Source organism: Microbulbifer mixtoriginis (SeqCode) (assembly GCF_052466715.1).
In genome coordinates this window covers 1,955,845-1,970,248 of record NZ_CP174288.1, presented here as the reverse complement: position 1 = coordinate 1,970,248, position 14,404 = coordinate 1,955,845, and the positions used below count along the sequence as shown (strand labels likewise).

Here is a 14,404-nt window from a genome sequence, read left to right as displayed (position 1 = left end):
TGTAGGCACAGTTTCTGTGTTCGTCCGAAAACCGCCATGCAAGCAACCTAACCCGGCATCTCACACGGTTTATAAAGTAAATTACTTCTTGAACAGCTCATCGAGCTTCTGCTCGAATACGTGATAATTGAGGTAGTCGTAAAGCTCCTCGCGGGTCTGCATGGTATCCACTACCGCTTTCTGGTCACCATTTTGCAAAATGCTGGTATACACATTCTCCGCCGCACGGTTCATAGCTCGGAACGCCGACAGCGGATACAGTACGATATCTGCGCCGGCTTCGCCCAACTCTTTGGCGTTATAGAGCTCGGTTTTACCAAATTCGGTGATATTCGCCAGAATCGGCACGTTCAGCGCGTCTTTAAATGCGCGATAGTGCTCCAACTTGGTAACGGCTTCCGCAAAAATACCGTCTGCGCCGGCTTCGATACAGGCCTGAGCGCGCTCTACAGCGGCATCCAAACCTTCTTGAGCGAAGGCATCAGTGCGGGCCATGATAAAGAAGTCATCATCGGTGCGTGCATCCACGGCAGCCTTGATGCGATCCACCATCTCCTGCTTGGAAACAATCTCTTTATTCGGTCGGTGGCCACAACGCTTCTGTGCCACCTGATCTTCGATATGCACCGCTGCGGCACCGGCGCGGATCATTTCTTTGACAGTACGGGCGATGTTAAAAGCGCCACCCCAGCCGGTATCGATATCCACCAGCAACGGCAGCTCACTGGCTGCAGTAATACGACGCACATCCTCTAGCACATTGTCTAGGCTGGTCATACCCAGATCCGGCAGGCCGTAGGAGGCATTGGCAACACCAGCACCAGAAAGGTAAATCGCCTTGTGGCCAATACGCTCGGCCATAATGGCGGAATAGGCGTTTATGGTGCCAACCACTTGAAGCGGTTGGTTCTCGGCAAGGGCGCTGCGGAAACGCGCGCCGGCGGAAGGCTTTTGGCTCATGCTCTACCTCAGTTTATTTTCAATATTCTGCCTGGAAGCACGGATATGTCGGCGCATCAACAGCTCCGCCAATTCACCATCCCCCGCTTCTATGGCTTCGATAATGTGGCTGTGTTCGCGAAAAGCGCGCTGTGCCCTGGGGCTGGCCATGCCCAGCTGGTAGCGATACATACGAACACGGTAATAAAGACGGTTGCACAGGGTGTCGATCAGCAGATCATTCTTCGAGGCCTGCACAATACGGAAATGGAAGTCGAAGTCTCCCTCCGGCTGAAAATACGCCTTACCGGCTTGCAGCTCTTCCTGCTGTTCGTGGCGCGACAACATCTGGCGCAGTTCCAACAGGTCTTCCTCGCTGCGCTGCTCAGCGGCAAGGCGGCAGGCCATGCCCTCCAGAGCTTCGCGCACTTCGTAGAGTTCCAGCAGACCACGCTCACTCAGCTCCACCACACGGGCACCTATGTTTACCCGGCGCTCCAGCAAACCCAGAGACTCCAAACGCATCAGGGCTTCACGCAAGCTGCCGCGACTGGCATTGAAGCGGCGGGCCAATTCCGGCTCACTAATCTTGCTGCCTGCAGGTATGCGACCTTCCACAATTTCACCGCGCAAGGTCAAAAACAGGCGCTCAGCCAGGCTCTGATGTGGCTCCCGCAAGGGGCTGTTGGCTCCAGTGACACCCATATGACTTTAACATTGTCGACAATTCTTTGGGATTGCAGACCATAAATGAGTGCGACCTGGGCGTCAACTCGAATCCGCATGACTAATTGTTGACAATTAATGGCGTAAAATGACTTCTATCACGGTAGTAGTTTTGCCATCACTAAGTGGGCATAATAGCGCCCGCGCCAGATACGGCATGCCCTACCACCCTGGGCGCTCTATGCTTATCTGGGGTAGGGAAAAAATCCCGACGAACGAATTTTCCAAACCCCGGTACAGCACTCATTAACAAGGCTGCCAGCACCCAGGTTTCAGATAGAGTTATGCCGAAGAGTATTATCAGGCGATGGCTGCCAAGCCCCGAAGAAATCCGAGCCAAGAATGGGCTCAAGTTTCTGGGGACTCTTCTCCACGACCCCAACCTATTTCACCTGAACCGACACTCAGTTTCAGTCGCCTTTGCCGTTGGCGTGTTCACCAGCTTCCTGCCATTGCCAGGGCAGATGATTATTGCCGCACTGCTCGCTCTATGGTTGCGCTGCAATCTTCCGCTATCGATTATTCTGGTATGGATCAGCAATCCGGTGACTATGCCGGCAATCTTCTACAGCACCTATAAACTGGGCGCATGGATTCTGGGCACGCCCCCGGTGGACTTTGATATCGAGCTCTCTTGGGAGTGGTTGACGGAAGAAGTAGGGAAAATCTGGATGCCGCTGTTTTTTGGCTCAGTGCTGGCGGGGGTTTTCTTTGCCACTATCGCCTATTTTTCTATGCGCGCCCTGTGGCGCTGGCATGTAGTAAAACGCTGGAAGCTACGTATTGAGCGCCGCTCAGCGGTCAGCAGCTAGCCTCACTTCCAAAGCACTTGTCGACCCAACCCAAAGCCGCAGCGCCTGCTGCTATGGCCAGCAGTGCTGGCGTGACAGCCCCCAATGCCAGGGCTACAAAAGTACCCAGCAAAAAAGATATGGATGCAGCCTTAACCCGATTTCCTGCGGCGGTTAAGGCCACCACCCAAACCACCACCAAGGCAGAGATCATGGCACCCAGGCAGATCAACCATAGAGGTAAGACCTGCCAACCTGCGGCATAGCACACAGATCCTTCGCGCATACCATCCGGGCAGAAAGTCATTACCCGCCAGCTTTCAATTTTAAGGCTCGCCACAAGAACGAGGACCCAGGCAGTAAGTGCCTCCGGTAGCGGCAGCAGTTTGCGCAAAACATGGAAAGCCTTGCTCGGCACCAATCAAAACCGCCTATTCGTTTCGCAGCGCCGCGGCAGGCTGCACACGACTGGCCTGGAACGCAGGATAGAGCGTGGCCAGCAGGCTGAGCAGGAAGCCCGCACCAACTACCAAAGCCACATCTGCCCAAGATAGTTCTGATGGCAGATAATCCACCGGATACACATCGGACTTAAGGAACTGAATGCCTAATGTGGATTCAAGGCCCGCCACCAGGTCGGTGACCGCCAGTGAAGCCAGGACCCCCAATACACCGCCAACGAGTGCGCCAACTAATCCCACTAACGCCCCCTGACTGACAAAGGTGAGGAGAATCTGCCGTGTGCTAGCGCCCATTGTGCGCAGAATGGCGATATCCGAGTGCTTGTCGATTACCACCATCACCAAAGTCGAGACCACATTAAAAGCGGCAATGGCAATGATCAGCAGCACCAGCAACCCCACCAGATTGCGGGACATCTGGATCGCTTGGTAGAGATTACCGTGGGTGCGACTCCAATCAGTTCCGTAATAGCCATCGCGAGGCAGGTCTTTCAACAGCCGCCGCATAATCCAGTTGGCTTCCAGCATTTCGGTCACACGTAACTGGATGCCTGCGCCACCCTTTTGGCCAGCCAGGCCCTGGGCCTGCTCCCAGGAAACCAGGGCCAACGATTGATCCAGAACTGTCCCAGAATGAAAGACCTCCGCCACCTTGAAACCGGCCACACGAGCGGCGCGGCGGCTACCCGAGGCCGCATCGTTATTGGGCACTATCAAAGACAGGTAATCGCCCTGCTCCACTCCCAGTTTTTCTGCGATTCCGCGCCCGAGAATTACACCCGGCTCGGAATCATCGAGCATGGCTGGAAAAGCATTGGAACTGAGGAAATCATTGATATTCGATACATTGACGATGGTGTCGGGATTTACCCCCTGCACCAGCAGTGGTGTAACCTCGCTGCCACGACGAGCCAGTGCGTTCACCTGCCAAACTTCCGCTGCGGACTCCACCTCAGCATCCGCCGCCAATTGATCGCGCAGAGCAGGCCAATCCACCGCCACAGTGGCGTTATAGATAGTCGCGTGGGGCATGATGCCGAGAATACGCTCACGCAGCTCGCGATCGAAGCCATTCATTACCGACATCACCACGATCATCAAGGCAACGCCGAGAATCAGACCAATCATCGACAGGCCGGAAATAAATGACACCAGGCCTACGGAGTCATCGCTGCGGCGCTGGGCTCCGGCATAGCGCAGGCCGATAAAGGCTGGGAGTGGCTTAAACATGATCACCTTGTTGCCAATCACTGAGAAGCTCGCCATCCACTAGGTGCAAGCAGCGATCCAGGGCCGCGGCAAGGTCCGGGTCATGGGTGACAATCACAAAGCTGATACCCATCTCCTGATTGAGTCGGTCCATCAATTTGTGAATCTCCCCTGCCGTGGTTCTATCCAGGTTGCCGGTGGGCTCATCCATCAGCACACAGGCAGGGCGAGTCACCAGCGCCCTCGCAATCGCTACACGCTGGCGTTCTCCCCCGGAGAGCTGCGAAGGCTTATGATCAACCCTCTCACCCAGGCCTACCGCTTCCAGCATGGATTTAGCCTCGGTCCGTGCATTGGCCACGCTGTGCTTACCGATCAGCAGTGGCATTGCCACATTTTCCAGGGCACTGAATTCATTGAGCAGGTGGTGAAACTGGTAGACAAAACCGAGACTGCTATTACGCAACCAGCCGCGCTCATTGGCATTGAGTGTCGCCAGGTTCTGACCGGCCACCCAAACCTCTCCACTACTCGGCGTATCCAACCCACCGAGTAAGTTGAGCAAGGTGGATTTGCCGGAGCCCGAGGCCCCCACGATGGCAAGCTTCTCACCCCGCTCTACTTGCAACTCCACACCACGCAGAACCTCAAGATCTCTGCCGCCCTGGCGATAGCTCTTGCGCAGCTGGCGGCAGGCCAGGACAGCATCACCGGGAGCCGTTGCCGGCCTCGCCTTCTCAGTGTCTATTTCCACTCGACTATTCATCAATATTTGCCGCTTCCAAATTCTGAGAAATCACTTTAGATACTGATCGTATCCATATGATTTATATAACAATTATTCGTAACGCAAAGCTTCCGCCGGCTCGATTTGGGCCGCCCGCCATGCGGGCAGCAGTGTCGCTAATAAACTCATACAGATAGCGGCGGATAAGACTACCACTGCATCGCCAACACGAAACTCCGATGGCAAATAGCTCACGAAAAATACCCGCGGATCAAAAATCTTGGCGCCCAAAAGGTTTTCCATCCAGCTCACCATCTCGGTGAGATTGAGCGCGATTAGGATTCCCAGCAAGGCGCCAGTAAATGCGCCTATCAGCCCGATCGCACTGCCCTGCACAACGAACACTGCCATTATTTGGCGTGAAGTGAGCCCCAGGGTTCTGAGCACGGCGATATCGGAGCGCTTGTCCGCCACCATCAGCACTAGGGCCGAGACAATATTAAAAGCCGCTACGGCTACGATGATCATCAACATTAAAGTGACCACCGTCTTCTCCATCTTCACCGCCTGAAACAGGCTTCCCTGGGAATGGCTCCAATCCTCACCACTAAAACCCTCTCCGAGGGCCGCGGCGTAGGGCTCAACCCTACCCAGGGCATTATCCATATCGTCAAAACGCAGCTGTAATCCCTGCACCCTGCCGGACATGCGCATTAATCGGGCTGCATCCTCTACATTCATCAATGCCACATTTTGGTCCACCTGAGCGCCTACCGAGAAAACTCCGGCGACGGTAAAGCGTTTGGTGCGTGGGAAGATACCAGCGGGAGTTACCGCCACCTCGGGCAGGGTCAGAGTGACGGACTCGCCGGGCAGCACATTGAGCTGCTGAGCGAGAATACGGCCGAGCACTATTTGGTAACTGCGGGGCTGCAACTCATCCAGGCTACCCATCACCATATGCTCGCCAACTTCAGAGACGTCGCGTAGGGCCTTGGGGTCTACACCTTGGAACTCGACCCCGTGGCTATCGCCGTAGGCGCTCAACAGGGCAAACCCTTTTACAAAGGGACTCACCGCCTCCACATGGGGCTGCTGTTCAAGCTTCTGAGCCACGCCCTGCCACTCTTGCAAGCCGCCTTCGCGCTCGATAAAGCCGTGGGGAACCACGCTCAATATTCGTGTTTTCAACTCACGATCGAAGCCGTTCATCACAGAAGTCACTACGATCAAGGCAAGAACGCCTAACGCCATGCCAATCAGGGAGAAGCCATTAATAAAGGAAATGAACTGCTGCCTGCGGCGGGCAGCCACATATCTCAGGCCAATAAAAAGGGGGACAGGTTTTAACATAGAGCCGATTTAAACGGAAAATAGTCAAGAAATCCAAGGATTTAGACAACTTCAGCGCTTGGGAAAAATTTTTAGCTTAGCCCGCAGGCGCTGCAGCTCTGCCTCGCTCCAATCCGTAGGCTCGGTCAGGGCAATCCAGGCGAGCGTGTATCCAGCTGCCGAATAGCGGTGTCCGAAATCCCGTGGTGTGACCCCTACATTAAAGTCCGCTAACAGCTGCAACATAGTGACAACAGGGAACCAGCGAAGGTCCGGAGACACATCGGGCCCTCTGGGGCGCTCCAGCCAGTCAGGTCTGCGAAACGCCCAGCGAAAGTCAAAAAAGACAATCGGATCACTAGCATGCTGCAGGAAGGCGATACGGAATCTACCCCAGGGCTTCTGCCCCAAATAACCACCGTACTGATTTCCAAAGCGCACCACCTCTCCCCCTTTAAACTGGGGGAGCCAAGCGGGGGTGCCGGGATCACGATTATCGGTAATCATTCTCCAGGACCGCATACTAAACGGGGGGCCAGCCCAAAGAGCACCATTAATGGGGCTATCAATCACATCGTAGAACTGAAAGGAGTCTTCAGAGAGCTTGGCTCCTAAACTTAGCCCGTATAGATAAAGTCTGGGGCGAGTGTTTACCGGTAGCTCCTCCCAGTAATCGTAAATCACCTTGAACAGTATGCGAGCGGATGTTCTGATCGACTGAGCATCTGTAAACAATACGATGGGGCCCGGTAAATACGAGTACTGTACGGCCACTGTAGCTACATCTCCTCGGTACAGAAATTCAAGAGAATTCACTGCCCCTGGGTCGATCCAGCCATCCCCAACCGGGGTTGCAATCAGCAAAATTTCTCGCTCAAACGCCTTTACGCGCTTCAACTCTTCAAGTGCCAATAGTGCACGCTGCTGTGGCGTGTCTGCTGAGTGCACTCCCACATAAACTCGAATGGGGTCCATGCCCTCCCCTGCAACCTCCCGAATATCCTCCGCAGATGGCCCAAGAGACAAAAATCGGCGCCCCTCATGTCCCAACCTATCCCAGGCAAGTAGCGAGTTCGCTCCACCTGACTTGCTGGGATCTTGCGGAGGCGGCAAGTTCGCAACAACAATCAGATCCAGCTTTTCATAGATAAGTGAGACTGCATAGAGGCCCGACTGCAACAACACTCCATTCAACACACTCCAATAAAGCAACAACGCGACAAGCAGCCCAGTAAGGGCTGCCACCCTTGGAGGGATGGTCTTTTCTAAACGGGCAGATACGCGCAAAACCACCCTGAGAAAGCCTTTGCCTGCCCATCTAAAGAGCAGGAATACGCAGAGCGCAACAACACCAATCGTAATTGGGGCGACGCCAGAAATTGCCGGCATGCCCATCAATGAGCGCACTGAATTCTGCCACTCCGTCCCCTGCCTAAGAAAAACTAAAATAAGGCTGACACCCAAAATAATTATCAGCCCCCTCAGTATTTGTCGCTGCCGATGGTCTAGCGGGATATCGGGAACCCCCAAATACTTCCAAACATAGCGGACCAGCACAGACAGTGAATATCCAACGGTGAATGAAAAACCGGAAAGAATACCCTGCACATAGGCATTGCGAGGAATCAGAGAAGGAGTGAGGCTCAGAGCGAAGAATATCGCGCCCAACAGTAAACCTGAAATTGAGAAAGCGGTTAATTTTTGCATTCATGCCGCCGATAAGCTTGAGCCCCAGATCAAAATGGCTTACGCCAACTTCTCACTGAACAGCCCCATGTAACCCAATACACAGCCAGAAATGTTTTTGATATTGAAAGAGTACCTTCTTACGGCAGACCGCACTCAACGCACTGGATAAGTTCTGAGCTTTTCCCGTAGGCGCTTTAACTCCTCGTCACTCCAGTCGGGCGGCTCGGTTAACGCCATCCAGGCGAGGACATACCCTTCAGGTGCATAGCGGTGCCCGAACCCCAGTGGCGCAATCCCCAAGTTTAGGTCTGCCAGTAGTTGCAGCATGGTCACTATAGGAAACCAGTAGAGGTCTGGAGAGACATCCGGCCCTCGTGGGCGCTCCAACCAATCCGGCATTTGAAACATCCAACGCAGATCAAAAAAGACTATTGGATCACTGGCGTGCTGCAAAAAGGCGATTCGAAAGCTTCCCCAGGGTTCCTGCCCTAAATAACCACCATATTGATTACCAAAACGAACAACCTCTCCCCCCTTAAACTGCGGTAGCCAGGCTGGGGTTCCGGGGTCGCGACTATCCGTGATGATGCGCCAGATGCCTGTGCCAAATGGCGGCCCTGCCCAGAGTACGCCATCGATAGGGTCATCAATAATGTCATAAAAATCAAAGGAGGCCTCTGACAACTGAGCACCGAGACTCAAGCCAAAGAGGTAAAGCCTTGGGCGAGTTTCAACTGGCAGTTCCTCCCAGTATTCGTAGATCACCTTAAACAAAGCCCTGGCGGAATCCAGCCCATATTGATTATCTGTTAATAATGCAATCGGGCTTGGCAAAAAGGAGTATTGGGTAGCGACGGTAGCCACATCCCCTCGATAAAGAAATTCCAGGGAGTTTATAGCCCCAGGATCTAACCAGCCTTCGCCAGTGGGTGTCGCAATTAGTAATATCTCTCTATCGAATGCATTGAGGTGCTTTAGCTCAGCAAGTGCCAGGAAGGCTCTTTGTAATGGAGTTTCTGCAGCACGCAAGCCTACAAAGACCCTTATCGGCTCTTTACCTAACCCGGCAACCTCACGGATATCCTCCACAGAGGGGCCAAGGGTTAAAAAGCGACGCCCCTGATGCCCGACACTTTTCCAAGACAATAGAGAGTCCGCACCGCCAACCTTGTTGGGGTCCTCAGGTGCCTTCAGTCCTTCTGCAATTACCTGATCATGTTTTTCCCAAATGACCGAGACAATATGCACCCCTACCTTCAGGAGCACCCCATTTAGAATGCCCCAGTAAAGTGCCACTGCCACCAGCAACCCAATGAGCAAAGCCACCCTTTCAGGAATATGCACGGATAGATACTTGGTAACAGCATGAATGACTCGGCGAAACCCTTTACCCATCACCCAGAATGAGAGAAAGACCAGCAGGGCCACGGACCCCACGGTAAAGGGCCCGATCCCGGTAACCGGCTGCATACCCATCAAGGCCCGCACCGAGTTCTGCCAGTGCGCCCCCTGCCAAAGAAAAATAATGATCAGGCATATGCAGGCAACCAGCGCTAAGCGTTTAAGCACTCTGCGCACCCCAGGACTGAGAGGAATGTCGGGCAGCTCAAAGTAATTCCACAGCCAGTGCATAAACAAGCCGATCACATAGCCAAAAGTGAAGGAGGTTCCGGCGAGAACACCTTGCATGAGGGCAGTGCGTGGAATCAGAGAGGGCGTAAGAGAGAGAGCAAAGAGAATAGCGCCAAGCAATAGCCCCAGAACTGAGAAGGTTTTTGAGAGTCGCATCCATGCCCGCCCACAGGACTAAGCCCAATGGTCAGCCTAGCACACACATACTCTCCTTCCCCGGACCTTTTTCCCCTACAAGGCGTCTTCTTCGGTATAAAAACGTGAAGAAGTCCAAGTGTTTTGGCATTTTTTCTGTTTTAATGGCCCGGCGTATTCGAACACCTAAATCGGAGAACAATAAATGTTCAGCAGAAATCGCAACGGAGTGGCCCAGATCGCTGGTACCGTGGCACTTCTTTTGGCATTTGGCGCCCAGGCAAAAACCCTGGAGATTCCTGTGGGCTCCCAGGGCGCAGAGCTGTCCTTTGGTGAAGCTCGCGGCATGAAGAAAAACGATATCAGCACGCGCCTTGGTGAGCCCCTCAGTATTATGGGCCCCGTCGGCGAGCCCGCTATCACCCGCTGGGAATACAACGACTTCTATGTCTTCTTTGAGCGAGACACAGTACTGCACACGGTGAAGAAGCCGCGCGGCTAGGCCCGTGCGATTTTGGGGCAGGTATCGAATCCAGGCCCCACTCCCTCCTTCCCGCAAGCCACCAAGTACTTTACCCACACAATCCTGATGCTTTTCAATGGCGCCACCCAAATAGGCCCGCTCTCCCAGCAAGCTTCCAAATTGCCAAGGGACTGGATTTCCCCTCAGCAACAGGTCAATATGCCCGCCGTAACTTCACCTTGGTGGCGTGGTCAGCTTTTAGGCAAGCCGGCAGAACACCACCTTCAGGACTAGCGAGAAACCGATAGAAAATGACAGTAAAAGTCGAATCCGTAGATAGCCTATTAAAATCCACTGGCCGTGAGGGCGAAGAAGTTCGCGTACAGGGCTGGATCAGAACCCGTCGTGACTCCAAAGCCGGTCTTTCTTTCCTGGCAGTACACGACGGCAGTTGCTTTGACCCTATTCAGGTCATTGCCGAGAATCATCTGCACAATTACCAGTCTGAAGTGCAGCGCCTGACCACCGGCTGTGCAGTGGATATTGTTGGAACCGTCAAGCCTTCAGAAGGCAAGGGCCAATCGATCGAGTTGTTAGCTTCTGAAGTTCAAGTGGTCGGCTGGGTAGAAGACCCAGACACCTACCCAATGTCCCCCAAACGCCACACCATGGAGCACCTACGCGAACACGCGCATCTACGCGTCCGTACTAATGTCAGCGGCGCGGTGGCTCGAGTTCGCAACTGTATCGCTCAGGCGATTCATCGCTTCTACCACGAGAACGGCTTTAACTACGTACACACGCCCATTCTCACCGCCTCTGACTGTGAAGGCGCCGGAGAAATGTTCCGGGTTAGCACTCTGGATATGGAAAACCTGCCACGCAACGAGCAGGGCGCTATCGATTACAGCAAGGACTTTTTTGGCGAGGAGAGCTTCCTTACCGTATCTGGCCAGCTGAATGTTGAGAGCTACTGTCTGGCCCTATCCAAGGTTTACACTTTTGGCCCCACCTTCCGTGCGGAGAACTCCAACACCACTCGCCACCTAGCCGAGTTCTGGATGGTAGAGCCGGAAGTGGCTTTTGCCGATCTGGCCGATATCGCTGATCTATCTGAGCAAATGCTGAAGTACATCTTCAAAGCCGTACTGGAGGAACGTGCCGACGATATGGCCTTCTTCGCCCAGCGCATCGATAAAGAGGCCATCAGCCGCCTGGAGAACATCATCGAGAATGATTTCGCTCGCATCAACTACTCCGATGCCATCGAAATCCTGGAAAACTGTAAAGAGAAGTTCGAATTCCCCGTCTCTTGGGGCATAGACTTGGCCTCTGAGCACGAACGCTACCTGGCTGAGAAACACTTCAAGAAGCCAGTGATTGTTCTGAACTATCCGAAGGATATCAAAGCCTTCTATATGCGTATGAACGATGACGGTAAAACTGTAGCCGCCATGGATGTATTGGCACCGGGTATCGGTGAAATTATCGGCGGTGCCCAGCGTGAAGAACGCCTTGAGAAGCTCGACGAACGCATGGATGAAATGAACATCCCCAAAGATCACCTCGACTGGTATCGCGACCTGCGCCGCTACGGCACAGTGCCTCACGCAGGCTTTGGTCTGGGCTTCGATCGCATCGTGTCTTACGTAACTGGCATGGGTAACATCCGCGATGTTATCCCCTTCCCGCGCACACCAAAGAACATCTCGTTCTAATTAAAAAGCCCCGCTCTGCGGGGCTTTTTCTTTTTCAACCTGGGTTTAGCAAGGCCCTATCAGGCAATCTGGCCCGTTGCCGCCGCAATAATATCATCGCTAGCTTTTTCACTAATCATATACACCGGCACCACGATAAAGAAGCCCGGAATACGTGGAAATACCGAAGCATCCACCACTCGTAAATTATTGGTGCCATGTACCCGGAATTTACTATCCACTACTGCCATTGGATCACTGGCTGGCCCCATTTTATTGGAACAGGAAGCGTGGTGACCCCATGCCTGATTTTTAACAAACTGACCGATTTGCTCATCGGTCTGCACATCCCCACCGGGCAATAACTCCCTGGCAACCTGCTGGCCAACGATAGGGGCCGACATAATATCCCGGGATATTTTTACACCCTCCACTACGGCCTGTAAGTCTTTTTCATAATCACCACTACCCTCATCAAAATAGTGAAAATTAATCTCTGGGGTGTCCTGCGGATTGGCAGAGCGCAAAGTTACCCGCCCAGCCGTATTATTAGTATGACCTTTAAGTACGATCCAGGAGAAGCGATCTTTGTAATCCCTTAGCGCCTGAGAATAACCGGGGTAATAACCGTGGAAATCAGAGGGCGCTCCAAAAATAAACAAATCAGGATCTGGTAGGTCGGGGTGGGAGCGCTTCACCAAAGATAGTACTGGACCATTACCACTGTAGGGGCCTTTATTCAGCCAACCGTAGCGATATCGATTCAGACAGGGGTCACCCTGCTCGCCCCAGGTACAATCCTTGAGAAGGGCCAAATCCTCAGTCATCTCACTAACAATGCCGACTTCGTAGCGATCCTGCAGGTTTTCACCTACACCCGGCAAGTCAACTATCTGATCAATTCCGTGCTGAAAAAGCTCTTGGCTTGGACCCACTCCGGATAATTTCAGCAGCTGAGGACTATTGAATGCCCCTCCCGAAAGAATCACCTCCCTACTCGCCCTCACCTGCCGCATAGTACCAATGGAGCCGGCATCATCGTGATAAGGGTCAGCCTTATAGAGGTTCGCCCCCTCCATAAACTCCACCCCAATAGCCGTTTTACCTTCAAACATCACCCTTGTTGCCAGCGCATTGGTGCGAATATGTAACAGGTTTGGATAGCGACTCTGGGTATCCAAAAGGTGCTCCCGTACGCTCTTGCGACGACTCCTGCTATCTGCAGCCATCGGGGCAATAAAAGGCCCCTCCTCTCCTGAGGCCACATCCCAGTGATTGATATCTAAGCGTAGGTTTCCAGAAATAATCTGTTCAAGGGCCCCCTCCAGTCCGTATTTCGCCAATGCTGCCTTGACGATTTTTAATATTGCCGGGTCTTCCAACAGCAAAGCCGGATTACCTCTATTAGTAGGAAGCCATCCATCAAAACCATGGCGAGAGGGATTCGAAAATATTGGACGGGAAACATATTGGCATCGCTCAAGCCGCTCAAAATATCGCCGCATATTGCTGCTGCCCCAAGAACTATCTCCTGTCGCTTGAGCAATACGGTCAAAGTCATTGTTGTGGGGATAGACAGTAATCAGCGCATGGTGTGTCGTACAGCCCCCTATAGTACTAGCCCGCGGATATAAAACACCTTTACCTGGAATATACTTATCATCCAGCTGTTGTTGATTAAAATCCGCGTAATGCTTAATAAAGAAATCCCAGCTCAGCTTGCGGTCTTCTGACGCAAAAGGGTGCCAAGCGGGAATATTATGTGTGTCATCACTAGGGTCATTGGCCCCCGCCTCAAGCACCAATACCGAAAAGCCCGCCTTTGCCAGGTTTGCCGCTAATGGACCCCCTCCCGCACCAGAACCAACAATTACGTAATCATAAACATCATAAAACTGATTTGAACTACCCGAAAATGCAGAGCCAAACCCAGAAGCAACAGCACCTGCGGCCAAGCCCATTTGAAGGGCGCGCTTGGTAAAAGTTCTTCGGTCAATGCCTGCTAGATGATTTTTTTTCTCCGGCGTTTTCTTCTTATCCATATTAGTTATTCGCTCTAATGTTTTAAAGGCTGCACGACGCACGCTAAGGGATGAAACAGATACAATCTAAAAAACCAATACTAATTATTTAACTCTAAAGCTTTTCAAGCCTATCTAGAACATATTTTTAAGCAACCAGTAAAATCTCGTTTTAAAACGAGCATCGCAAAATGTCAGCACAATGAGTTATAACAAACTAAGCCTTTTCACCACCCAGAACTCCAATCCCAACCCCAAGAGAGCCTTCTCCAACAACGCCTCTATCAAAGCCATTACCCTCATAAACTGGAATTTTTGATTAACTTACGAGTTGAACTCCCCCGGAGTTACAAAAGGCGACAAAATGTGAACTAGTGTGAACTTTACACTCGCCAATTATCGAATTTTATAAAATATAACAGTTAAACAATCGTACTTGTTGCGCCAAACACCAAGCCACAGTTATGATTCAAGTCAAGAAGCAAAAAAATTAAAAAAAACACTTCTGCTTTCAAAAAAGTAGAGAAGATAAAAAGCTTCTGAATTAGCAACTATCAACAGCTATTGACCAATGGCCAAATT

Annotated in this window: 12 protein-coding genes; 3 read left to right on the top strand and 9 right to left on the bottom strand. The window is 52.5% G+C overall.

The window, feature by feature from the left end:
* Positions 1–81: 81 nt before the first annotated feature.
* Both prpB and ACJJH9_RS08745 read right to left on the bottom strand, forming a co-directional pair.
* Entirely contained in the window at positions 82–960 is an 879-nt protein-coding gene (gene prpB / locus ACJJH9_RS08750; RefSeq protein ID WP_252085778.1) for a methylisocitrate lyase, read from the bottom strand.
* 3 nt (positions 961–963) lie between these two features.
* Positions 964–1,617: a GntR family transcriptional regulator gene (locus tag ACJJH9_RS08745; RefSeq protein WP_252085777.1), complete on the bottom strand. Its 654-nt coding sequence runs from the start codon at positions 1,615–1,617 to the stop codon at positions 964–966.
* A gap of 332 nt (positions 1,618–1,949) precedes the next feature.
* Here ACJJH9_RS08745 and ACJJH9_RS08740 point away from each other — a divergent pair, with 332 nt between their 5' ends.
* Entirely contained in the window at positions 1,950–2,477 is a 528-nt protein-coding gene (locus ACJJH9_RS08740; protein ID WP_252085776.1) for a DUF2062 domain-containing protein, read from the top strand.
* Here the strand turns inward: ACJJH9_RS08740 and ACJJH9_RS08735 are convergent.
* From ACJJH9_RS08735 to ACJJH9_RS08710, 6 genes are all read right to left on the bottom strand, one after another.
* A complete protein-coding gene (locus ACJJH9_RS08735) occupies positions 2,467–2,877 on the bottom strand; it encodes a hypothetical protein (protein WP_444924974.1) in 411 nt (136 codons plus the stop codon). The two genes, ACJJH9_RS08740 and ACJJH9_RS08735, sit on opposite strands and share 11 nt — an antisense overlap.
* A gap of 10 nt (positions 2,878–2,887) precedes the next feature.
* Positions 2,888–4,147: a lipoprotein-releasing ABC transporter permease subunit gene (locus ACJJH9_RS08730; RefSeq protein ID WP_444890420.1), complete on the bottom strand. Its 1,260-nt coding sequence runs from the start codon at positions 4,145–4,147 to the stop codon at positions 2,888–2,890.
* Positions 4,140–4,892: a lipoprotein-releasing ABC transporter ATP-binding protein LolD gene (gene lolD, locus ACJJH9_RS08725; RefSeq protein ID WP_444924973.1), complete on the bottom strand. Its 753-nt coding sequence runs from the start codon at positions 4,890–4,892 to the stop codon at positions 4,140–4,142. Before lolD ends, ACJJH9_RS08730 begins: the two co-directional genes overlap by 8 nt.
* A 72-nt stretch (positions 4,893–4,964) precedes the next feature.
* The gene (locus ACJJH9_RS08720) at positions 4,965–6,206 is read right to left on the bottom strand and encodes a lipoprotein-releasing ABC transporter permease subunit (RefSeq protein ID WP_252085772.1); all 1,242 of its coding nucleotides are present in this window, start codon (positions 6,204–6,206) and stop codon (positions 4,965–4,967) included.
* Between the two features lie 51 nt (positions 6,207–6,257).
* Entirely contained in the window at positions 6,258–7,892 is a 1,635-nt protein-coding gene (locus ACJJH9_RS08715) for an alpha/beta hydrolase (RefSeq protein WP_444924972.1), read from the bottom strand.
* 135 nt (positions 7,893–8,027) lie between these two features.
* Positions 8,028–9,662, bottom strand: coding sequence for an alpha/beta hydrolase (locus ACJJH9_RS08710; protein ID WP_444924971.1), 1,635 nt, complete (start codon positions 9,660–9,662; stop codon positions 8,028–8,030).
* A gap of 184 nt (positions 9,663–9,846) precedes the next feature.
* Here ACJJH9_RS08710 and ACJJH9_RS08705 point away from each other — a divergent pair, with 184 nt between their 5' ends.
* The gene (locus ACJJH9_RS08705; protein WP_252085769.1) at positions 9,847–10,143 is read left to right on the top strand and encodes a hypothetical protein; all 297 of its coding nucleotides are present in this window, start codon (positions 9,847–9,849) and stop codon (positions 10,141–10,143) included.
* Between the two features lie 272 nt (positions 10,144–10,415).
* Entirely contained in the window at positions 10,416–11,822 is a 1,407-nt protein-coding gene (gene asnS / locus ACJJH9_RS08700; RefSeq protein ID WP_252085768.1) for an asparagine--tRNA ligase, read from the top strand.
* Between the two features lie 59 nt (positions 11,823–11,881).
* On the opposite strand, the gene ACJJH9_RS08695 is transcribed toward asnS, so the two are convergent.
* Positions 11,882–13,843, bottom strand: a complete 1,962-nt coding sequence (locus ACJJH9_RS08695) for a GMC family oxidoreductase (RefSeq protein ID WP_252085767.1) — start codon at positions 13,841–13,843, stop codon at positions 11,882–11,884.
* Between the last annotated feature and the right edge of the window lie 561 nt (positions 13,844–14,404).

What these genes read in the sequence shown, in the direction of transcription:
- prpB (WP_252085778.1), bottom strand. Translation starts at nt 960, where the DNA reads ATGAGCCAAAAGCCTTCCGCCGGCGCGCGTTTCCGCAGCGCCCTTGCC.
- ACJJH9_RS08740 (WP_252085776.1), top strand. Translation starts at nt 1,950, where the DNA reads ATGCCGAAGAGTATTATCAGGCGATGGCTGCCAAGCCCCGAAGAAATC.
- ACJJH9_RS08730 (WP_444890420.1), bottom strand. Translation starts at nt 4,147, where the DNA reads ATGTTTAAGCCACTCCCAGCCTTTATCGGCCTGCGCTATGCCGGAGCC.
- lolD (WP_444924973.1), bottom strand. Translation starts at nt 4,892, where the DNA reads ATGAATAGTCGAGTGGAAATAGACACTGAGAAGGCGAGGCCGGCAACG.
- ACJJH9_RS08720 (WP_252085772.1), bottom strand. Translation starts at nt 6,206, where the DNA reads ATGTTAAAACCTGTCCCCCTTTTTATTGGCCTGAGATATGTGGCTGCC.
- ACJJH9_RS08715 (WP_444924972.1), bottom strand. Translation starts at nt 7,892, where the DNA reads ATGCAAAAATTAACCGCTTTCTCAATTTCAGGTTTACTGTTGGGCGCG.
- ACJJH9_RS08710 (WP_444924971.1), bottom strand. Translation starts at nt 9,662, where the DNA reads ATGCGACTCTCAAAAACCTTCTCAGTTCTGGGGCTATTGCTTGGCGCT.
- ACJJH9_RS08705 (WP_252085769.1), top strand. Translation starts at nt 9,847, where the DNA reads ATGTTCAGCAGAAATCGCAACGGAGTGGCCCAGATCGCTGGTACCGTG.
- asnS (WP_252085768.1), top strand. Translation starts at nt 10,416, where the DNA reads ATGACAGTAAAAGTCGAATCCGTAGATAGCCTATTAAAATCCACTGGC.
- ACJJH9_RS08695 (WP_252085767.1), bottom strand. Translation starts at nt 13,843, where the DNA reads ATGGATAAGAAGAAAACGCCGGAGAAAAAAAATCATCTAGCAGGCATT.